Origin of the sequence: uncultured Croceicoccus sp., assembly GCF_947496385.1 — a bacterium.
Classification (GTDB): Bacteria; Pseudomonadota; Alphaproteobacteria; order Sphingomonadales; family Sphingomonadaceae; genus Croceicoccus.
Window position 1 is genome coordinate 14,353 of sequence record NZ_CANMCP010000003.1, and the last position, 20,007, is coordinate 34,359.

The window sequence follows — 20,007 nt, forward strand, 5'->3', positions numbered from 1 at the left end:
GGCTCCATAAGGGTCCGGTCACTCCGTCATCAGGTTTGGTAGAGCGTAAGCGGTGCAAGGCCATTTTGCCCGCTCACCCATATCGACGCCTAGATATCGAGTGCGTCGAGATCGGCCGCCTCGTGCCGCTCCGCGATGCCGCCGACGCGGTCGCTCACATCGTTGACGAGCCGGCCGCGGCGCACCGCCTTGCGCTCCCCGATCATCCTGGCCCAGCGTCGGACATGCTCGTATTCCTCGACCTGGAGGAACGTGCCCGCGTCATACGCCTTCCCCATGACGAGCGCGCCATACCATGGCCAGGTCGCGATATCGGCGATCGAATATTCGTTGCCCGCCAGATATTCGCGGGTGGCGAGATTGCGGTTCAACACGTCGAGCTGCCGCTTCGCCTCCATCGCGAAACGGTCGATGGCATATTCGATCTTCACCGGCGCATAGGCATAGAAATGGCCGAATCCGCCGCCCAGATAAGGCGCGCTGCCCATTTGCCAGAACAGCCAGGACAATGTCTCCGCCCGTGCTTTGGTCTCGCTGGGCAGGAGCATCCCGAATTTCTCGGCCAGATGCATCAGGATCGCGCCCGATTCGAAAATGCGGATCGGTTCGGCGCCGCTGCGGTCGACGAGCGCGGGAATCTTCGAATTGGGATTGATGGCGACGAAACCGCTCGAAAACTGGTCGCCTTCCATGATGCGGATCGGCCATGCGTCATATTCGGACTGCATCCCGGCGGCGAGCAGTTCCTCGAACATGATCGTCACCTTCTGCCCGTTGGGGGTGCCTTGGGAATAAAGCTGAAACGGGTGGTCGCCCGTGGGCAGTTCGCGTTCGGTCCGCGCGCCCGCCGTCGGGCGATTGACCGCGCCGAACGTGCCGCCGTTTTCCTTGTCCCATGTCCACACTTCGGGCGGTGTATACTGGTCGGTCATGGTGTCTTTATGCTCCTGTCGCTATGCAGTTCGGGAAACGATCCGTCCCCGCGCCGGTTGGCCCATCATGCGCCCGTACCCGGCCTTGCAGCTTGAGCGAGATTGCACCATTTCCGTTCCCGAATTTCCGCATAACGACAACGCCGCCCTGCGCGCCGCCACCACCGGGGGGGCGCTCTGCACCATTGTCGCGATCGACGGCAGCTTCTCCCGCCGCCTCGGTGCGCAGCTTTGCGTGAGGCCCGATGGCAGCGTCGTCGGCAGCATGGCGGACGGTTGCCTTGAGGCCGCGCTCATCGATGCCGCAGCGCAGGGTGGGCCGCCGCGCGTGCTGTATTTCGGCGGGGCGGGCGATGCGATGGATCTGCGCCTGCCGTGCGGATCGCGGATCGCCATCTGCGTCGATCCGGCCCCCGACCGCGCGATGCTGTCCCGCGCCGTCGCCCGGCTCGACGAAAGGCGGACGGCGCGGATCCCCCTGCCATGCGGTGCAGGCGATCGCGACTATATCCCCGAATTGCGGATCGTGGCGGTCGGCACCGGGCCGGAGCTTTCCGCGTTCGAGCGACAGGCAGCGACATTCGGCGCGGCGACGGTCTCGCTCCGCCCGCATGGGGAGGACGGGGCGGGCCTCTCGCTCGGCCAGGCGCCGCAGGTTCCGCTCGATCCCTGGACGGCGGTCGTGGTGCTGTTCCACGACCATGAATGGGAGCGCGCGATCCTGCCATGGGCGCTGCGCGGGTCGGCGTTCTATGTCGGGGCGCAGGGTGGCCGTGCCGCGCGGGAGGAACGCGCGCTTTTCTTTGAAAGCTGCGGGCTGGAACCCGGCGCCATGGGCCGGATGCACGGGCCGGTGGGCCTGATTGCGCAGGCACGCGACCCGGCGGTGCTGGCGCTATCGGTGCTCGCCGAGATCGTCGCCGAATACGAACGAATCGAGAAACGCGCAGGTTCCGCGTGATCGCATCCGGGCACGTGGTCGCCGTGACGCTGGCCGCGGGATTGTCGCGGCGGTTCGGCGGGGACAAGCTGTCGGCGCAGATCATGGGGACGTGCGTGCTGGACGCGAGCATGGCCGCGCTTGACGGCTTTGCCTTTGCCGGGCGCGCGGTCGTGCTGAACCCCTCGCGGGTGGAGACGTGGGATCGGGCCGATGTGGCCGTCATCCGCAATACGGCGCCGGAACGCGGGATGGGCCATTCGCTTGCCCTCGCAGCGCAATATGCCGCCGATAGCAATGCGCGTTTCCTGCTCGTCACGCTGGGCGACATGCCGCGCATATCGCCCGAAACGATTGCCGCGCTGCTCCGCGCCGGTCCCGATCGCGGCGATGCTCTGGTCGCGGCGCGCCCGGACGAAATGCCGCCCGGCCCGCCGGCGATTTTCGGGTGCGACTGGTTCGCGCGGCTCGCCGGGGCGGAGGGCGATACGGGCGCGCGCACGCTGCTGCGCGATCCCGCCCACGCCGTCGTGACCCTGCCGCTTTCGCCCGCGGAGGCGATCGACATCGACACCCCCGCGGATCTGGCCGCTGCTACTCCCGAACGCTCGCCGGATTAGGCCATTTCGGCGATAATCTTGTCCAGCGTGGCCGGATAGTCGCGCACGCGCACGCCCGTTGCATTGAAAATCGCATTGGTGATCGCCGCCGCCGCGCCGCAAATGCCAAGCTCGCCAATACCCTTCGCCTGGATGGGACTCGATTCGCCGTCGCGTTCGTCGATGAAGATCACGTCCTGCTGCGGCACGTCGAGGTTCACCGGCACGTGATATTCGGCCAGATCGCGATTGGTCAGATGCCCATCGCGAAGGTCGAACATGAGATCTTCGTGCAGCGCAATTCCCATGCCCCAGGTCATGCCGCCGATGCATTGCGAGCGAGCGGTCTTTTCATTGAGGATGCGCCCGCAACCGAACACGCCTAGCATCCGGCGCACGCGGGTTTCGCCGGTGACGGCATTGACCGCGACCTCCGCGAAATGCGCGCCATAGGTGGCACTCTGCACCTTTTGGGACAGCTTCCCGCTTTCGATACGCCCCTCGACGCAGATGTCGCTGTCGAGCAGGTCGGCGAGCGGTGTCGAACGATTGCCGCAGATTGCCTGCCCGTCCTTCAGCGTGAGTTCGTCAGGCTTGCAATCCAGCCGTTCGGCGATCCTTTCGCGGATTTCCTCGCACGCGACGAAGACGGAGGAGCCGGACGACGCCGCGCCCCACGATCCGCCCGAACCGGCCGCGGGCGGAAGGTCCGTATCGCCGAGGATCGTCGTGACCCGCTCGCTCGGCAGGCCCAGCATCTCCGCCGCAATCTGCGTCAGGATGGAATAGGTGCCGGTGCCGATGTCGGTCATGTCGGTTTCGACAATCGCGGTCCCGTCGGCCTTCAACGTGACGCGCGCCTCTGACGCCTGCAACATGTTGATGCGGGCCGCGGTCGCCATGCCCATGCCGACGAGCCATTCGCCCTCCCGCCGGGTCGCGGGTTTTGCGGGCCGCTTGTCCCATCCGAACGCCTCGGCCCCGGTACGCAGCGCCTCTTCCATCTTGCGCGAGGTATAGGGGATGTCCTTTTCCGGGTGCATGTCCGGGATGTTGCGGATGCGCAGCTCGACCGGATCGATGCCCGCCTCGTGGGCAAGCTCGTCCATCGCGTTTTCGAGTATCTGCATCCCGATCGCCTCACCCGGCGCACGGACGGAGCCGGCGCAGATGCGATTGACGCGGTGGAGGTAGAGATCGAGCTTGCGACTGTCGCCGCCATACAGGAAATGCGTCGCCTGCAGCACCGGCTCGGCAAAGCTTTCCTCCGGCAGGTTCGACACCCACGCCTCATGACCGAGGCCCGACAGCTTGCCATCCTTGTCGGCGGCGAGCCGCACGCGCTGCTTCGATTCCGAACGGCGCATGACGTTTTCGAACACCTGCTGCCGCGTCAATGCGACGCAAACCGGACGGTTCAGCGCCTTGGCCGCGATGGCGGCGGCGACCGCCTCCGGCGCGATGCCCAGCTTCGATCCGAAACCGCCACCGACATAGGGTGACAGAATGCGCACCTTGGCCGGATCGATGCCGATCGCGTCGGCAATCTCGTTCCGGTTGTATTTCAGCATCTGGTAACTGCCGCGCAGGATCAGGTTCCCGTCCTGCCATTCCGCGACGGAGCAATGCGGCTCCATCGCCGCGCTGTTGTGGCCGGGCGTGGTATAGGTCACGTCGATGCTGTGCGCGGCATCCGCCATCGCGGCGGACAGATCGCCCTGGTCCACCGCCTCGTCCGGCTGGGCTTCGGGCGGGGAGGATGCGGGGTCGAAAACGCCGTCGTCATCCGCGTCGAGCCGGAGCTGAATCCGGGTCGCACCATCACGGGCCGCCTCGAACGTCTCTGCGACGACGAGCGCGACCGCCTGCCCGAAATAGTCGATGTCGGTGCCCTGTACCGGCGCCTCGTTCGCGCCGCCCTGTGCCGGATTGCGCAGGAAACGCTCATCCGAATACACGCCCAGAATGCCTTCGATATCCGCCACCGACGTTTCGTTCACATGGGCGAGCCGGCCCGACGGCACGGTCGCGCGCACCAGCACGCCAAACGCCGTGCCGGGCAGGTTGTATTCATGGGCATAGGTCGCGGTGCCGCTGACCTTCAACTTGCCTTCGGGCCGGTCCATCGGCGTGCCGATGACGCCCTGCGCCGCCTCGTCGAGGATATTGCGCCGGTCGGGCCGGTCCATCGTTCTGGTCTCGGTCATGCCGGTTCTCCTGCGGCGTTAAGCCCTGTCGCATCGGCGAGCGTCGCGATCAGCATGCGACGGGCGAGCGGTATCTTGAAATCATTGCCGCCAAAGCCCTTTGCCTCGGCGAGCAGCGTGTCGGCGGCTTTTTCGAACAGCGCCTTTGACGGTTCCTCACCGACGAGCAGCTGCTCCAAGCGCGGATCGTGCCATGGCCGGGTGCCGAGCGAGCCGAACGCGAGATCGGCACGGGCGATCTTGCCGTCCGAGACCTCGACCACGGAGGCGAGCGACACCAGCGCAAAGGCGTAGGACGCCCGGTCGCGCGCCTTGCGATAGCCGTGCTTTCCGCCCACCGGTTTCGGCAGGAGGACGGCAGTAATGAGCTCGCCCTCGTCCAGTTCGTTGTCGCGTTCGGGCGTGTCGCCTGGCAGGCGATGAAACTGCCGCACGGGCAGGAGGCGCGTGCCCCCGTCGGCGGCCTGTATCTCCACCGTCGCGTCCAATGCATACATCGCCACCGCCATGTCGCCGGGATAGGTCGCGATGCAATGCTCGCTCGTGCCCAGAACGGCCATGTTGCGGTTTTGCCCGCCACGCGCGCCGCAACCGGTGCCCGGCTCGCGCTTGTTGCACGGCATCGCCGTGTCGTAGAAATAGCTGCACCGCGTACGCTGACACAAATTGCCGCCGGTGGTGGCGCGGTTGCGCAACTGGCCGCTCGCCCCGGCAAGGATCGCGCGGGCGAGCACGGGATAATCGCGCAGGATGCGCGCATCCGCCGCACAATCGGAGTTGCGGACCAGCGCGCCGATGCGCAGGCCGCCCTCGTCTGTCTCGTCAATCGTGTCGAGCCCGATGCGGTTGATGTCGGCCAGATCCTGCGGCGTCTCGATCTGCAGCTTCATGAGGTCGAGCAGGTTGGTGCCCCCCGCGATGAAGCGCGATCCGCCCGCGCCGGCCTGCCGCGCGTCGGTGACGGTGTCGCAGCGTTGATATTCGAACGGCCTCATGCCGATGCTCCCTGTTTTTCGTGCGCGATCTCGCGGATGGCATCGACGATGTTGGAATAGGCGGAGCAGCGACAGATATTGCCGCTCATCCGCTCCGAAATCTCCTCGTCCGACAATTGGGAGAGGTCGATGGCGCCATCCATCTCCTCGCTGACGAAGCTGGGCCAGCCGGCCTCCGCCTCGTCCAGCATGGCGCGCGCGGAACAGATCTGACCCGGCGTGCAATAGCCGCATTGATAGCCGTCGTGCCGCACGAACGCCTGTTGCAGGGGATCGAGATCGTCGGCCATGCCGATCCCCTCGATCGTGGTGACGGCATCGCCGTCATGCATGCAGGCCAGCGTCAGGCAGCTGTTCACGCGCCGCCCGTTCACGATGACGGTGCACGCGCCGCATTGCCCGTGGTCGCACCCTTTCTTCGCCCCGGGAAGCCCCAGATGATTGCGCAGCGCGTCGAGCAGTGTGACACGCGGATCGGCGTCGAGCGCGCGATCCTGTCCGTTGATGATAAGCTTGGTTTTCACGTTCGATGGCTCCCGGTTCCTGCCCGTTAAGCGCATGAACGGTCATAGTGTTCCGTATTGGTTAATATGGCGGCCGCCCTGTGCATGACGCGCGGCGCATGGCGTCACGGGGTGTCTTGGCGTTGTCATCGGGAGCGACTAGGGGCGGCGACAAACGACGGTTTTGCAGAGGTTATCAAAATGGGTTCGGTCAATCGGCGCGGTTTCCTGCGCAACACTTCCGGCGCGTTCGGCGCATTGCTGGCCACCGGATGCATGGCCGGGCGCACGGGGTTGAATCCCGCCCCGGCGGCACAGCTTTACGGCCCGCTCGTCCCCGATCCGGCCGGGTTGATGGACCTGCCGGAGGGGTTTTCCTACCGTGTCATTTCCCGGCTGGGCGATGCGATGGACGACGGCGCCCGCGTGCCCGACCGCGCCGATGGCATGGGCAGCTTCCTGCTCGCCGACGGGCGCATCGCCCTCGTCCGCAATCACGAGCTTCAGCCGCATAACGATGCCGCAGGCGATTTTGCGAGCCGTTACGACCATATCGGCGGCGCTGCGCTGCCCGGCGGGACGACGACGCTGGTGCTCGACCCCGAAACGCTCGCGGTGGAGCGGCAATATCGCTCGCTCGCCGGCACGATCCGCAATTGCGCGGGCGGCACGACGCCCTGGGGCAGCTGGCTGACGTGCGAGGAGAACACCTCACGCGCCGGCGAAGGGTCGGGCGGCCGGGTGCTGTCGCGCGATCACGGCTATGTCTTCGAGGTGCCCGCCGCGCATGAAGGGCTGGTCGATCCGGTCCCGCTGACCGCGATGGGCCGTTTCAATCACGAGGCGGCGATCGTCGATCCGGCCACGGGCATGGTCTATCTCACCGAGGATCGCGACGATTCGCTGCTCTATCGCTTTACCCCCGCCACGCCGGGGCGGCTCGCCGATGGCGGACGGTTGCAGGCGCTGGCGCTGATGTCCGGGCCGCAGGACAGCCGCAACTGGACCGAAATTCTGATGCCGCCGGGCAGCGAATGGCGCGTCCGGTGGATCAATCTCGACAATGTGGAGGCGCCCGAGGACGATCTGCGCACCCGCGGCGCGGCGCTTGGCGCGACGATTTTCGCGCGCGGCGAGGGCATCCACATGGGCGATGGGGAGATGTTCTTCTGCTGCACCTCCGGCGGGGCGAAGCAGCTCGGGCAGATCTTCCGCCTCGATCCGCGCAGCGACCGGCTGCAGCTGTTCTTCGAATCGAGCGATATCGAACAGTTCAACTATGGCGACAATCTCACCGTGGCGCCGAACGGCCATCTCATCGTGTGCGAGGATGCCTATACCGAGGTGGTCGACAACCATCTGCGCGGGATCACGCCGGACGGGCGACCCTATGCGCTGGGACGGCTGCGGATTCAGACCGAGCCTGCGGGCGCATGCTTTTCGCCCGATGGACGCACCCTGTTCGTCAATGCCTACAGCCCGGCAATGACGCTGGCGATACAGGGGCCGTGGGTCGCCTGAGCGTGCGAGCCTGATCCCACCGGAAATCGTTCGAACCCGTTTGCGGGGCTTGCGAAGGCTCGCGTGAAATCGTAATGATACAACATTACATTTTACGCTTCGACATTTCCGTAGAGGGATTCCCCATTCTCATGCCTATCTCGCGCACCCCGCGCTTCCTTGCTGCTGCCTCGCTCCTTGCCCTGTGCACGCCGGTTCTGGCGCAGGAAACGGCGCAAATGCCGCCCCCCGCCCCGTCCGCCAACACCGCCGCCGATGATTACGACATGGAGATCATCGTGTCGGTCGACGGGCTGCGCACGCTCGACGTGCTGTCGGCGCAATCGGTGGTGGAGGATGCCGAACTCCTGCGGAACATGAGCGGGCAGATCGGCGACGTGCTCGCGCGGCAGCCCGGCGTTTCGGCGACATCCTTCGCGCCGGGCGCCTCCCGCCCCGTGCTGCGCGGCTTTACCGGGTCGCGCGTCGCGGTGCTGACCGATGGGCTGGGCGCGCTCGACCTGTCGGCGAACTCCGCCGACCACGGCGTGGCGATCGACCCGCTCACCGCCGAACGGATCGAGGTTCTGCGCGGTCCCGCCGTGCTGCTCTACGGCAGCCAGGCGATCGGCGGCGCGGTCAATGTGGTCGACCGCCGCATTCCGCGCCGCATGCCGACCGGCGGCTTCGATCTTCAGGCGACCGGCACGCTCGGCTCCAATGCGGACGAACGGCGCGGCGGTGCGGCGGCGGATCTGGCCCTGTCGGAGCGCATCGTGCTCCACGTCGATGGCAGCTATGGCGAGACCGACGATTTCGAGGCCGGCGGTTACGTGCTCAGCTCCCGGCTCCGCGCGGAGCAGTCCGCGATTGCGGCCGAGGAGCGCGCAGAAGGCCATCTGGACGAGGCCGAGGAAGCGCTCGCACTCGCCAATCGCCGGGGCCGCGTGCCCGACAGCGCGAGCCGGCAATACACGCTGGGCGGCGGGCTGTCCGTCATCACCGACACAGGCTCGCTCGGCTTCTCGGTCGGATTGTTCGACAGCCGCTATGGCGTGCCCGAACGCCCCGGCGCGGAACACGCCCATGGCGAGGAGGAGGACGGCCACGACGAGGCGCATGACGAAGATCACGGCGACGAGCACGGCCATGGCGAGGACGGGGTGAGCATCGACCTGCGGCAGTGGCGCGGCGACGTCCGGGCCGAGGTCGACACCGGCGGCGGCGTGCTCGACCGTATTCGTGTCCGCGCCGGCTATGCCGATTACGAGCATACCGAATTCGAAGGTGCCGAAGTCGGCACGCGCTTTTTCTCCCAGGCGTTCGAAGGGCGGCTCGACCTCGTGCAGGCGCAGCGCGGACGGTGGAGCGGCGTGACCGGCGCGCAGGCCTACACCCGCGATTTCGACGCGATCGGGGCCGAGGCTTTCGTCCCCGCCAGCCGCAGCGACCAGTTCGGCATCTTCACGCTCCAGGAATTCGATTTCGCCCCTTGGGAGCTGGACCTCGCAGGTCGCTACGAACGCAGCAGCGTATCCTCGAACCCGGTGGTGACCGCGCTGGAAAGCGACGCGACGATGGCGGTGGACCGCAATTTCGACGCGGTGTCGGGCGCGGCGACGATTTCGCGCCGGCTGTCGCCCGGCCTGCGCGCCGGGATCACCGGATCGCGCGCCGAACGTGCGCCCAGTTCCGAAGAGCTGTTTTCCAATGGTGCGCATATCGCGACGCAATCCTACGAACTCGGCAATCCCGATTTCGGGACGGAGAGCGCATGGGGTCTCGAAGGGTGGATCGATGGCGATCTCGGCCCGGCCCACGTCCATTTCGCGGCCTATGGCCAATGGTTCGACGATTTCATCTATGCGAGCGACACCGGGCGGGAGATCGATGGCCTGCCGCTCTTCGCCTATACGCAGGGGGACGCGCGGTGGCTCGGCCTCGAAGGGCAGATCGCGGCGCCCTTCGTGGTGCGCGACGGTTTCACGCTGAGCGGCGATCTCGTGTTCGATTACATCGACGCGCAGCTGGCGGACGGCACGCCGCTGCCGCGCATTCCGCCGCTGCGCATCCTGCCGGGGATCGAGGCGCAGGCCGGCCCGTTTTCCATGCGCGCGGAGGTCGAGCACGCCTTTGCGCAGGATGACGTCGCCGGGTTCGAAACGCCGACCGAGGATTACACGCTCGTCAACCTGTCGGCCGGATGGCAGCCGTTCGGGGCGGACAACGATACGCAATTGATCGTGTCGGCGAACAACCTTTTCGACGTGACCGCCCGCCGTCATGCCAGCCTGACCAAGGATTTCGTGCCCATGCCGGGCCGCGACATCCGTGTAGCAATTCGTTTCTCGATCTAGCTTGCACCTTGGCCCTGCCGCTCCTTCCTGCCATGCATGGCAGGAAGGCAGACAGGCAGGACATTCATGAAAAAGCGGCTCCACCCACGCAGCATCATCCAGACCCTGCGCGAATTCATGCAGATCGAGGCGGCGGGCGGCATTCTCCTCATGGGGGCTGCCGCCGCCGCCATGCTGGTCGCCAATACCGCGCTGGGTGATGGGTATTTCGCGGTCAAGGCGACCTATCTCGGCCCGTTGACCGTGGATTACTGGATCAATGACGGGTTGATGGCACTGTTCTTCCTGCTCGTCGGGCTGGAGATCAAGCGCGAGTTTATCGAAGGCCAGCTGTCCACAGGCACAAGCCGCATCCTGCCCGCGCTGGCCGCGGGCGCCGGGGTCGCGGTGCCGGCGATCATCTACATGCTGGTGGCGGGCGGCGATCCTGCGCTGGCGCGCGGCTGGGCCATTCCGGCGGCGACCGACATCGCCTTTGCACTCGGCATTCTCGCGCTACTGGGCTCGCGGGCGCCGACCTCGCTCAAGGTGCTGTTGACCGCGATCGCGGTGATCGACGATCTCGTCGCGGTGATGATCATCGCGCTGTTCTATACAGCGGACCTGTCGCTGCCGTGGCTGGGGGCGGGCCTGGCGGGGCTGGCGCTGCTCATCGCGTGCAACCGGATGGGGGTTCGCAACCTGTGGGTCTATGCCATCGTCGGGCTGGGCGTGTGGGCGGCGGTGCTGTTGTCGGGCATTCACGCCACGCTCGCGGGGGTGGCGGTCGCGCTGACCGTGCCGCTCGCGGGACCGGGCAATGCGGAGGGGCACGCCCCGCTGCACCGGCTCGAACACGGGCTCCATCCGTGGGTGGCGTTCGGGATAATCCCGCTGTTCGGCTTTTTCAATGCGGGCGTGGCACTGGGGGGCATGTCGGCGGGCGCGGTGCTGATGCCGCTGCCGCTGGGCATCGCGCTGGGCCTCGTCGTCGGGAAGCAGATCGGCATTTTCGGCGCGATCTTCGCCGCGGTGCGCTCGGGGCTCGCGCCGCTTCCCGAAAATGCGGGGTGGCTGCATGTCTACGGGCTGTCGCTCCTGTGCGGGATCGGCTTTACCATGAGCCTGTTCATCGGCGGCCTCGCCTTTGCCGACCCCGCGGATCAGAACATGGTCCGGCTCGGCGTGCTGGGCGGGTCGGTGATCGCGGCGATCGGCGGCTGGCTCGTGCTGCGGCTTGCCAAGCCGGTGGGTCCGCCCGCCGCCTTGCCCGGATAAGGGCGCGCGGCGCGGCGCTCTCCACACGGCGGCTTTGCGCGGGGCGGTTTTGATCCTAGACACGCAGGCATGAACCATTCCGCAGCGCCGCTTTCCGCCTTCGACCTCGCCGCCATCGTCACGGTGGCCGCCGCCGTTCTGGGCTGGGTGAATTATCACGTCCTGCGGCTGCCCAATGTGATCGGGCTGACCGTGATGGGGGCGGCGGTATCGGTGCTGCTGCTGATCTCCAACGCGATCGCGCCCGGCCTCGCCATGGACGACTGGGTCGCGGACATGCTCGTCCGGATGAATTTTTCCGACACGCTGCTCGAAGGGATGCTGAGCTTCCTGCTCTTTGCCGGCGCGCTTCACGTCGATCTCGGCGCGTTGCGGCGCGAATGGTTGCCGGTGCTGCTGCTGTCGACCATTGGCGTGGTGCTGTCGACCGTGCTGGTCGGGCTGGCGCTTTATGGCTTCGTCATGCTGCTCGGCATCGGGTTGCCGATGATCTGGTGCTTCGTGTTCGGCGCGTTGATCGCACCGACCGATCCCGTGTCCGTGCTCGGCATCATGAAGCAGATGAAGGTGCCGCCCCTGTTGCAGGCGACCGTCACGGGCGAGAGCCTGTTCAACGATGGCGTCGGCATCGTCGTCTTCACCATCCTGCTCGGCGCGGCGGTTTCGGGCGCCGATTTCTCGGTCGCGGAGGGTGCGCGCCTCTTCGCGATCGAGGCGGGGGGCGGCATTCTCGTCGGGCTGCTTGCCGGAACGGCGGCGTTTTACGCGATGCGGTCGATGGACGATTACCCGATCGAGGTGCTCATCAGCTTGGCGGTGGTCATGGGCGGCTATGCGCTGTGTACCCGTCTCCATATCTCCGGCCCGCTGGCGATGGCGGTCGCGGGGCTGCTCATCGGCAATCAGGGGACGCTCCACGCGATGAGCGACACGACGCGCGATTATCTCATCAAGTTCTGGGAGGTGATCGACGAATTGCTCAATTCCGCGCTGTTCCTGCTCATCGGGCTGGAGGTGATCGCCATCGTGCCGGCGTGGAATCAGCTCTGGGTCGGGATGGCGGCGATCCCCATCGCTCTCCTCGCCCGTGCCATCGCGGTGCGGGTCTCGCTGCTGGCGGTGCGGTTGCGGCGCGGCACGGATCAGCCTGCGGCCCGCAACGTGCTCATCTGGGGCGGATTGCGCGGGGGCATTTCCATCGCGCTCGTGCTGACCCTGCCGGCCGGGCCGATCCGGGACCTGCTGCTCGCCGCGACATTCGCCGCCGTGCTGTTTTCGGTGCTGGTGCAGCGCGCGACGCTCGGCCCGCTCATCGACAAGGCGAAGGACGAGATGAACGCGATGCAGGCCGCCGCGCCGCATGACGACGGGCGATAGGCGCTTCGTTGCGCGAACGCCGCATTTGCCATAAGGGGCAGGCCTTCGCCCCGGCAGGGTGCGCCGCCGCCGAATCGGTGGGCCTGCATGCCGAAACCGACGATTGACCAAGGAACTGCAATGTCGCGACGCCGTCAGATTTACGAAGGCAAGGCCAAGATCCTGTATGAAGGCCCGGAACCGGGCACCATCATTCAGTATTTCAAGGACGATGCCACCGCCTTCAACGCGCAGAAACGCGGCACCATCAACGGCAAGGGCGTCATCAACAACCGCATCAGCGAGTTCGTGTTCACCCGCCTGACGCATATCGGCATTCCGACGCATTTCATCCGCCGGCTGAACATGCGCGAACAGCTCGTTCGGCAGTGCGAAATCATCCCGATCGAGGTCGTCGTGCGCAATGTGGCGGCCGGCTCGATCTCGAAGCGGCTGAGGCTGGAGGAAGGCGAACCGCTCCCGCACACGCTGCTCGAATATTATTACAAGGACGATGCGCTGGGCGATCCGCTGATCGCGGAGGAGCACATCGCCTGCTTCGGCTGGGCCTCGAACGAGGAGATGCAGGACATCTCCAGCATGGCGATCCGGGTGAACGATTTTCTCGTCGGCATGTTCGCCGCGGTCGGCATCCGCCTCGTCGATTTCAAGCTGGAGTTCGGGCGGCTCTGGGACGGGGATTATGCGCGCGTGATCCTCGCCGATGAAATCAGCCCGGACGGGTGCCGTCTCTGGGACATGACCACCGGCGAAAAGCTCGACAAGGACCGGTTCCGCCGCGACATGGGCGGCGAGGAAGACGCCTATCAGGAAGTCGCCCGGCGGCTCGGCGTGTTGCAGGAAGACGGGCCGAGCGAGGTCGCCGACCTTTCGCATCACCGCAAGCTGCGCGGCAAGAAATAGGCCGCACTTGCCCTCGCCCGCCAGTCGCATTACCGGCGGGCGGGATCACCATGCCGATACGCGAAAGGCCCGCCATGAAGGTAAATGTCCACGTCAGCCTGAAACCGGGCGTGCTCGACCCGCAGGGCCGCGCCATCCACCACGCGCTCGAAGGGCTGGGCTTTGCCGGCGTCAATGACGTGCGCGCCGGGCGCCTCATCGCGCTCGACGTCGCGGACGACACCAGCGATGCGCAACTGGACGAGATGTGCCGCAAGCTGCTCGCCAACATGGTCATCGAGAACTACACGATAGAGAAGGCGTAATGGGCTTTTCCGCAGGCGTCATCACCTTCCCCGGTTCCAATTGCGACCGGGACATGGCGGTGGCCATCGAAACGATCACCGGACACGCACCGGCGCGAATCTGGCACGGCGATGCGACCTTGCCGGACGGGCTGGATTTCATCGCGGTGCCGGGCGGGTTCTCCTATGGCGATTACCTGCGTTCGGGCGCCATGGCGGCGCGCAGCCCGATCATGCGCGCGGTCGCGGATGCGGCGGGGCGCGGCGTGCCGGTGCTCGGCGTGTGCAACGGGTTTCAGGTGCTGACCGAAACGGGGTTGCTGCCGGGCGCGTTGATGCGCAATGCGGGCATTTCTTTCATCTGCCGCGAGGTGCCGCTCATCGTCGAAAATGGCACATCGCTGTTCACCGCGCGCTATGAAACGGGTGCGCGCATCACCATCCCGGTCGCGCATCACGACGGCAATTATTTCGCGGACGACGACACGCTCGACCGGATCGAGGGGGATGGCCGCGTCGCGTTTCGCTATGCCGAAAACTGCAACGGTTCGGCGCGTGACATCGCCGGTGTGCTGAATGCGGGCGGTAACGTGCTGGGCATGATGCCGCATCCCGAACGCAGCGTGGACCCGGTGCATGGCGGCACCGATGGTCGCGCCCTGTTCGAAGGGGTGATGGAAGGGTTGAGCGTCGCGTAACCGCCGCGGCGCGAGGCGTCAGCGGACGCCCGCCTCGCCGCCATGCCCGAACAACGCGCGGGCCTCGCGCGCGTCCATCGGGCTTCCGAACAGATACCCCTGAATCCGGGTGCAGCCGAGCCGGCGAATATTTTCAAGCTCGCTGTCGTTTTCGACGCCTTCGGCCGTCGTCGTCATGTCGAGCGCATCGGCCAGTGCGACCACGGCGCGCAATATGGCCACGCTTTCCGCGCTGTTCTTCGTCGCGCCCTGTACGAAGCTGCGATCGATCTTGATGGTCGAGAACCGATGCGTGCGCAGATAGCCGAGCGAGGAATAGCCCGTCCCGAAATCGTCGAGCGCGATGGTGCAGCCCAGCCCCTCGATCCGGCGAAACGTCGCCTGCACCGCCGCCCCGTCGCGCAGGAACACGCTTTCCGTCACCTCCAGCTCCAGCCGCGCAGGCGAAAGGCCGCTGTTGTCGAGAGCGTGAGACAAGGCTCGCGTGAAATTTTCATGGAGCAGCTGTTCGGGGGAGACATTGACCGCGAGCCGCACATGCGCAGGCCATTTCGCCGCCTCTTCGCAGGCGCGGTTGAGCACCCATTCGCCGATCGGCACGATCGCACCGGTGCGCTCCGCAATGGGGATGAACACGTCGGGCGCGATCCGCCCATGCGCCGCACTGTTCCAGCGCAGCAGCGCCTCGAACCCGACGATGCTCTCGCTTTCCGTATCGACGACCGGCTGAAACTGCAGGTCGAGTTCCGCGTTTTCGACCGCCTGATGCAGGGCATTTTCCAGTGCGCGGCGCTTGTCCGCCTCGGCCTGCATGCCCGGCTCGTAGGCGAGATGGACCCCGCCGCCCGCCTCCTTCGCCCATTCGAGCGCGAGATCGGCCCGCCGCATCAGCGATTCGCCCGTCTCCGCGTTGCCCGCATAGGTCGCCGACCCGATGCGCAGGCCGATATGCACCGCGTGCCGGTCGATATCATAGGGGCGCGACACCCGCTCGATAATGGCGGCGGCCATCGCCTGCACCGCGGCCGCGCTGGCGTCGCCGGTCATGACGATGCCGAATTCGTCGCCGTCCATCCGCCCGCACATGTCGCCCGCCCCCATCATTTCGCGTAGGCGCTGTGCCACCTGCACCAGCAATGCGTCGCCAATCGCATGGCCCAGCGTATCGTTGACCGTCTTGAACCGGTCGATATCGATGCTGAGGAACGCGCAATGCCCATGCGGCGATGCCGCGTCGGTCATCGCGCGGCGCAGGTTTTCATTGAGCATCATGCGGTTGGGCAGGCCGGTCAGCTGATCGTATCGTGCAAGCCGGGCGACCTTCTGCGCATTTTCGGTGCGTTCGGTGACGTCGGACCCGACCCCGCGGAACCCCGCGAACCTGCCGCCTTCGTCGCAGATCGGCGTGCCCGACAATTCCCACCATCGCGCCGTGCCATTAACCTGCACGCGGACGATCGTGCCCGAAAACGCCTCCCGCCGCTTCAGGCGTTCGGCAAGATCGCGCAGTGATGCGGGCAGCGCGCCCGTCTTCCACCCCTCACCCGCAATCGCCTCGATCAGCGGGAGCCCCTCGGCCGCCTGCGCCTCGATACCGAGCGCCGTGGCGAAGCGCGGCGATACATGGCGCATCCGCCGCGTGCCATCGACCTGCCAGAGCCATTCCGCGCGGTCATGCTCGAACTCGCGGAGCAGGAGCGACAGCGTCTCCTCCTTCTCCCGCGCGCCGGCCCGCGCCGTGTTCAGACTGGCGGAAAGCCGTGCCAGGATAACCGCCCCCGCCGCCGCAAGGCCTGCGATGCAAAGCTGTGCCGCCGCCGCGCCCGCCCCCCATTCCAGCCCGCCGGCCATGAGCAGCCCGACCGCCCCGCCGATCCCGAAAATCGCGGCGAACGCCAGTGCCGCGCGCACCGCCATCGCCAATGCCACGACATAGACGCCGAGCAGGACCTGCATCGCCGCGAAATGCGGGCCCGGCCCCGCCATCGCGGCGCCGGGGAACAGCGCGATGGGCAGCGCGAAGGCCAGCCCGGCAAGGCCGATCGTGCCGCAATGGTGGTGACGGTCCGGCGCGGCAGGCAGAGCATGCTCCTGCTGCGCAAAGCCCCGTTCCATCCGGATCAGCGCCGCCGCCAGCGCACAGACGATCGCGTACCACGCCCCCATCGTCCACGGCCCGGCCCGATCGGAAAACACGGTAAAGACAGGGATCGTCGCCGCGAGCAGCACCGCGACCCGCGCACCCGCCCATCGGCCAAGGGCACGATAATCGGGTTGCGCGAGAACACCGGCAGGCCCGACACGCCCGGACGCGAAGCGAAACGGACGTACAAGCGCATGGCTCACACGGTCGTTCGCACCCCGGCTTTGCGCCGCGCTTTCCCGTGGCAGGAGCGAGGGTCGAACCTTTGCGCGCATCGGTGCAAGTGTGGGCAAAGAAGGTTTATAATTGGTAAACGCCGCGCGCGCAGCATGCTGTTCAGAACCCGCCGCCGCCGCTTGACTGTGGCGGCGCATGGGGGACACTGCACCCGTCCGGCAAAGGACTTGCTTGCGCGCCGCGCGCCGTAACAGCGTCGCTGCGCCACAATGGGGGAAAGGGCATTGCCTTGCATGTCATGAAGATTGTCGATTCCATGAAACGGGCTGGCGCGTCGCTGGCCGTGATCGCCATGGCGGGCGCCGTGTCGGCCTGTGCCACCACAGGCAGCGAAACACCGCGCAGCGCGAGCGCGAATGACGCCGTGCCCTACGCCTCCACCTATCGCGCGTATCCCGGCGCGCCGACCGCACTTGTCGGGGCGACCGTGTTCGACGGCGCGGGCGGCCGGATCGAGAACGGCACGGTCCTGTTCGAAAATGGCGAGATCGTCGCGGTCGGCGATGCCGGCCTCGCCGTGCCGGCGGGCTATACCCGGATCGACGGCACCGGCAAATTCGTGACGCCGGGCATCATCGACATCCATTCGCATCTCGGCGACTATCCCTCCCCCTCGGTCGATGCGCATTCCGACGGGAACGAGGCGACCGCGCCGACCACGCCCAATGTCTGGGCCGAGCATTCGGTCTGGCCGCAGGATCCCGGATTCTCGCGCGCGCTGGCGAATGGCGGGGTGACGGCGTTACAGATTCTGCCCGGTTCGGCGAACCTGATGGGCGGGCGTTCGGTGACGCTGAAAAACGTGCCGTCGCGCACGGTGCAGGGGATGAAATTCCCCGGCGCACCCTATGGCCTTAAAATGGCGTGCGGCGAGAATCCGAAGCGGGTCTACGGCAGCCGTGGCCGCATCCCCTCGACCCGGATGGGCAATTTCGCGGTAAACCGGCAAACCTGGATCGAGGCGCAGGAATACGCCGCCGGGGACCGGAAGGACCGCGATCTGGGTAAGGAAACGCTGGCCGGCGTGCTCGACGGCGACATCCTCATTCACAACCATTGCTATCGCGCCGACGAAATGGCGCTGGTCATGGATATGGCGAAGGAGTTCGGTTACAGGGTTTCGGCGTTTCACCACGCGGTCGAAAGCTACAAGATCGGCGATCTGCTGCGCGAAAACGATGTGTGCAGCGCAATCTGGGCCGATTGGTGGGGCTTCAAGATGGAGGCGTATGACGGCATCCCCGAAAACGCCGCCCTGCTTCAGAACGCGGGCGCCTGCGTCGTCATCCATTCCGACGATCAGAACGGCATTCAGCGCCTGAATCAGGAAGCCGCCAAGGCGCAGGCCGACGGCCGCCGCATGGGCATCGACATTTCGGATGCAGAGGTGATCCGCTGGCTCACGCTCAACCCCGCAAAGGCGATGGGCATCGACGCCATGACCGGCAGCCTGCAAAGCGGCAAGATGGCCGATGTCGTCTTGTGGAACGGCGACCCGCTCTCCGTCTATTCCCGGCCCGAGAAGGTGTGGATCGACGGCGCGCTGATGTACGATGCGCGTGACCCCGCCCGCCGCCCGGTGAGCGATTTCGAGCTGGGACAGCCCGGCGAGGGAGATTTCAAATGAGCCGGATCAAGACCGCGCTTCTGGCGCTTGCCGCCTCCGCCGCGATGGCCGCCCCGGCTTTCGCGCAGGATTTCGCCATCACCAATGCGACGCTCGCCACCGGCGAAGTGCGCGAACCCATCCCCAATGCCAACGTCGTCGTGCGCGGAGGGCAGGTCGTCGCCGCCGGGCCGAACGTGCCCGTCCCCGCCGATATTCGCGTGATCGACGGCACCGGCATGTGGGTGACGCCGGGCCTGTTTTCCCCGCTCACCGATCTTGGCCTGTGGGACGTGGCGGCGGTCGAGGAGAGCAATGACCGCTCCGCCGGGCGCTCGCCGTTTTCCGCCGCGCTCGATTTCTCGGTCGCGATCAATCCGGCGAACCAGCATATCCTGAGCAGCCGTGCCGGCGGCGTCACGCGGGCCTCGGTCATCGGCTATCCTTCGGGATCGATCTTTGCCGGACAAGGCGCGATCATCGACCTTGGCGCCGATCGCGATGTCGTGACCCGGCCCCGCGCGTTTCAGATGGTGGCCATCGGCGAAACCGGCGGCAGGCTCGCGGGCGGAAGCCGGGTGGCGGCGCATGCGTTGCTGCGGAACGCGCTGCGCGAGGCGCGCGATTTCGGCGCGCGTTCGGGCATTCGCGGCGGCGAATTGCGCCCCGGCAACGTCCGCACGGGCGACGATCTCCCGCTCGATCCCAGGGTCGCGGACGATGCGACCGATCGCGGCACCGACGTGGAGCTGAGCCGGTTCGACGCCGCCGCGCTTGTCCCCGTGGTGAACGGTTCGCAGCCGCTCTACGTGCAGGTTGACCGGGCCGCGGACATTCTCGCCGCGCTCGCGTTGAAAGAGGAGTTCGCCGCGCTCGACCTCGTGCTCGTCGGCGCGGCCGAGGGGTGGATGGTCGCCGAACGCATCGCCGCCGCCGGCGTGCCCGTGATCGCGGCGGCATTGCTCGACCTGCCCGAGCGGTTCGAGCAGCTCGCCTCCACACAGAGCAATATCGGCCGCATGGTCGATGCCGGCGTGACCGTCGCGATCGGCCCGTTCATGGACATGGAGCAGCCGCGCTATGCCCCGCAATATGCGGGCAATCTGGTCGGGCTGTCCCGGCTCGACGGGGCGACCGGGCTGAGCTGGGGCGAGGCGTTTGCGGCGATCACCTCCATCCCTGCGCAGATTTCCGGACAGGGGGGCCGCTCCGGCGTGCTCGCGCCCGGCGCGCATGGCGATGCGGTGCTGTGGGATGGCGATCCGCTCGAAATCTCCTCCGCCCCGGTGCGCGTGTTCATCGACGGGGTGGAACAACCGCTCGACAATCATCAGACGCGGCTGCGCGAACGCTATCGCGATCTCGATGAAAGCCAGCTTCCCAAGGCTTACGTCCACTAGGCCCATGCGGCGCCTGCCCCGGTCGCGATTCGCGCGGCCGGGGCCGATGCCACCGATCTGTCTTGGAAC

16 protein-coding genes are annotated in these 20,007 nt (G+C 66.7%); 11 read left to right on the forward strand and 5 right to left on the reverse strand.

The window, feature by feature from the left end:
- Positions 1-89: 89 nt before the first annotated feature.
- Positions 90-932 carry a glutathione-dependent disulfide-bond oxidoreductase gene (gene yghU / locus Q0897_RS05895; RefSeq protein ID WP_299308209.1) on the reverse strand — a complete coding sequence of 281 codons (843 nt, stop codon included), beginning with the start codon at positions 930-932 and terminating at the stop codon, positions 90-92.
- Positions 933-999: 67 nt separating this feature from the next.
- Between yghU and Q0897_RS05900 the strand changes: the two genes are divergently transcribed.
- Positions 1,000-1,893 carry an XdhC family protein gene (locus Q0897_RS05900; RefSeq protein ID WP_299308210.1) on the forward strand — a complete coding sequence of 298 codons (894 nt, stop codon included), beginning with the start codon at positions 1,000-1,002 and terminating at the stop codon, positions 1,891-1,893.
- On the forward strand, positions 1,890-2,492 hold the full coding sequence (locus tag Q0897_RS05905; RefSeq protein WP_299308211.1) for a nucleotidyltransferase family protein: 603 nt from the start codon (positions 1,890-1,892) through the stop codon (positions 2,490-2,492). The genes Q0897_RS05900 and Q0897_RS05905 overlap by 4 nt, the downstream gene beginning before the upstream one ends.
- Here Q0897_RS05905 and Q0897_RS05910 read toward each other — a convergent pair.
- The 3 genes from Q0897_RS05910 to Q0897_RS05920 are packed head-to-tail and all read right to left on the reverse strand — an operon-like array spanning position 2,489 to position 6,233.
- On the reverse strand, positions 2,489-4,678 hold the full coding sequence (locus Q0897_RS05910; protein ID WP_299308212.1) for a xanthine dehydrogenase family protein molybdopterin-binding subunit: 2,190 nt from the start codon (positions 4,676-4,678) through the stop codon (positions 2,489-2,491). The genes Q0897_RS05905 and Q0897_RS05910 overlap by 4 nt on opposite strands.
- Positions 4,675-5,673, reverse strand: coding sequence for a xanthine dehydrogenase family protein subunit M (locus Q0897_RS05915; protein ID WP_299308213.1), 999 nt, complete (start codon positions 5,671-5,673; stop codon positions 4,675-4,677). Before Q0897_RS05915 ends, Q0897_RS05910 begins: the two co-directional genes overlap by 4 nt.
- Positions 5,670-6,233: a 2Fe-2S iron-sulfur cluster-binding protein gene (locus Q0897_RS05920; protein WP_299308214.1), complete on the reverse strand. Its 564-nt coding sequence runs from the start codon at positions 6,231-6,233 to the stop codon at positions 5,670-5,672. The genes Q0897_RS05915 and Q0897_RS05920 overlap by 4 nt, the downstream gene beginning before the upstream one ends.
- Before the next feature lie 144 nt (positions 6,234-6,377).
- Here Q0897_RS05920 and Q0897_RS05925 point away from each other — a divergent pair, with 144 nt between their 5' ends.
- From Q0897_RS05925 to purQ, 7 genes are all read left to right on the forward strand, one after another.
- Entirely contained in the window at positions 6,378-7,697 is a 1,320-nt protein-coding gene (locus tag Q0897_RS05925; protein ID WP_299308216.1) for an alkaline phosphatase PhoX, read from the forward strand.
- A gap of 131 nt (positions 7,698-7,828) precedes the next feature.
- The gene (locus Q0897_RS05930) at positions 7,829-10,033 is read left to right on the forward strand and encodes a TonB-dependent receptor (protein WP_299308218.1); all 2,205 of its coding nucleotides are present in this window, start codon (positions 7,829-7,831) and stop codon (positions 10,031-10,033) included.
- A 66-nt stretch (positions 10,034-10,099) separates the two neighbouring features.
- Positions 10,100-11,290, forward strand: coding sequence for a Na+/H+ antiporter NhaA (gene nhaA / locus Q0897_RS05935; protein WP_299308219.1), 1,191 nt, complete (start codon positions 10,100-10,102; stop codon positions 11,288-11,290).
- Between the two features lie 69 nt (positions 11,291-11,359).
- Positions 11,360-12,667 carry a sodium:proton antiporter gene (locus Q0897_RS05940; RefSeq protein ID WP_299308221.1) on the forward strand — a complete coding sequence of 436 codons (1,308 nt, stop codon included), beginning with the start codon at positions 11,360-11,362 and terminating at the stop codon, positions 12,665-12,667.
- A 120-nt stretch (positions 12,668-12,787) separates the two neighbouring features.
- Positions 12,788-13,570, forward strand: coding sequence for a phosphoribosylaminoimidazolesuccinocarboxamide synthase (gene purC, locus Q0897_RS05945; protein ID WP_299308223.1), 783 nt, complete (start codon positions 12,788-12,790; stop codon positions 13,568-13,570).
- 74 nt (positions 13,571-13,644) lie between these two features.
- Positions 13,645-13,875 (forward strand): phosphoribosylformylglycinamidine synthase subunit PurS, encoded by a 231-nt coding sequence (gene purS / locus Q0897_RS05950; protein WP_202083285.1) that lies wholly within the window; start codon positions 13,645-13,647, stop codon positions 13,873-13,875.
- The gene (gene purQ, locus Q0897_RS05955; RefSeq protein ID WP_299308224.1) at positions 13,875-14,552 is read left to right on the forward strand and encodes a phosphoribosylformylglycinamidine synthase subunit PurQ; all 678 of its coding nucleotides are present in this window, start codon (positions 13,875-13,877) and stop codon (positions 14,550-14,552) included. Before purS ends, purQ begins: the two co-directional genes overlap by 1 nt.
- 18 nt (positions 14,553-14,570) lie before the next feature.
- Here the strand turns inward: purQ and Q0897_RS05960 are convergent, their stop codons facing one another.
- On the reverse strand, positions 14,571-16,970 hold the full coding sequence (locus Q0897_RS05960) for an EAL domain-containing protein (RefSeq protein WP_299308226.1): 2,400 nt from the start codon (positions 16,968-16,970) through the stop codon (positions 14,571-14,573).
- Positions 16,971-17,188: 218 nt separating this feature from the next.
- On the opposite strand from Q0897_RS05960, the gene Q0897_RS05965 reads away from it, so the two are divergent.
- Both Q0897_RS05965 and Q0897_RS05970 read left to right on the forward strand, forming a co-directional pair.
- Positions 17,189-18,559 (forward strand): amidohydrolase, encoded by a 1,371-nt coding sequence (locus Q0897_RS05965; RefSeq protein WP_299308227.1) that lies wholly within the window; start codon positions 17,189-17,191, stop codon positions 18,557-18,559.
- Positions 18,556-19,938: an amidohydrolase family protein gene (locus Q0897_RS05970; protein WP_299308229.1), complete on the forward strand. Its 1,383-nt coding sequence runs from the start codon at positions 18,556-18,558 to the stop codon at positions 19,936-19,938. The genes Q0897_RS05965 and Q0897_RS05970 overlap by 4 nt, the downstream gene beginning before the upstream one ends.
- Positions 19,939-20,007 lie beyond the last annotated feature (69 nt).

Bases quoted from the DNA above. Each gene is read 5' to 3' on its own strand.
- Q0897_RS05940 (WP_299308221.1), top strand. From the start codon at position 11,360: ATGAACCATTCCGCAGCGCCGCTTTCCGCCTTCGACCTCGCCGCCATC.
- nhaA (WP_299308219.1), top strand. From the start codon at position 10,100: ATGAAAAAGCGGCTCCACCCACGCAGCATCATCCAGACCCTGCGCGAA.
- Q0897_RS05970 (WP_299308229.1), top strand. From the start codon at position 18,556: ATGAGCCGGATCAAGACCGCGCTTCTGGCGCTTGCCGCCTCCGCCGCG.
- Q0897_RS05960 (WP_299308226.1), bottom strand. From the start codon at position 16,970: ATGCGCGCAAAGGTTCGACCCTCGCTCCTGCCACGGGAAAGCGCGGCG.
- purS (WP_202083285.1), top strand. From the start codon at position 13,645: ATGAAGGTAAATGTCCACGTCAGCCTGAAACCGGGCGTGCTCGACCCG.
- Q0897_RS05930 (WP_299308218.1), top strand. From the start codon at position 7,829: ATGCCTATCTCGCGCACCCCGCGCTTCCTTGCTGCTGCCTCGCTCCTT.
- Q0897_RS05915 (WP_299308213.1), bottom strand. From the start codon at position 5,673: ATGAGGCCGTTCGAATATCAACGCTGCGACACCGTCACCGACGCGCGG.
- purC (WP_299308223.1), top strand. From the start codon at position 12,788: ATGTCGCGACGCCGTCAGATTTACGAAGGCAAGGCCAAGATCCTGTAT.
- Q0897_RS05900 (WP_299308210.1), top strand. From the start codon at position 1,000: ATGCGCCCGTACCCGGCCTTGCAGCTTGAGCGAGATTGCACCATTTCC.
- yghU (WP_299308209.1), bottom strand. From the start codon at position 932: ATGACCGACCAGTATACACCGCCCGAAGTGTGGACATGGGACAAGGAA.
- purQ (WP_299308224.1), top strand. From the start codon at position 13,875: ATGGGCTTTTCCGCAGGCGTCATCACCTTCCCCGGTTCCAATTGCGAC.
- Q0897_RS05965 (WP_299308227.1), top strand. From the start codon at position 17,189: ATGAAACGGGCTGGCGCGTCGCTGGCCGTGATCGCCATGGCGGGCGCC.
- Q0897_RS05910 (WP_299308212.1), bottom strand. From the start codon at position 4,678: ATGACCGAGACCAGAACGATGGACCGGCCCGACCGGCGCAATATCCTC.
- Q0897_RS05920 (WP_299308214.1), bottom strand. From the start codon at position 6,233: ATGCGCTTAACGGGCAGGAACCGGGAGCCATCGAACGTGAAAACCAAG.
- Q0897_RS05925 (WP_299308216.1), top strand. From the start codon at position 6,378: ATGGGTTCGGTCAATCGGCGCGGTTTCCTGCGCAACACTTCCGGCGCG.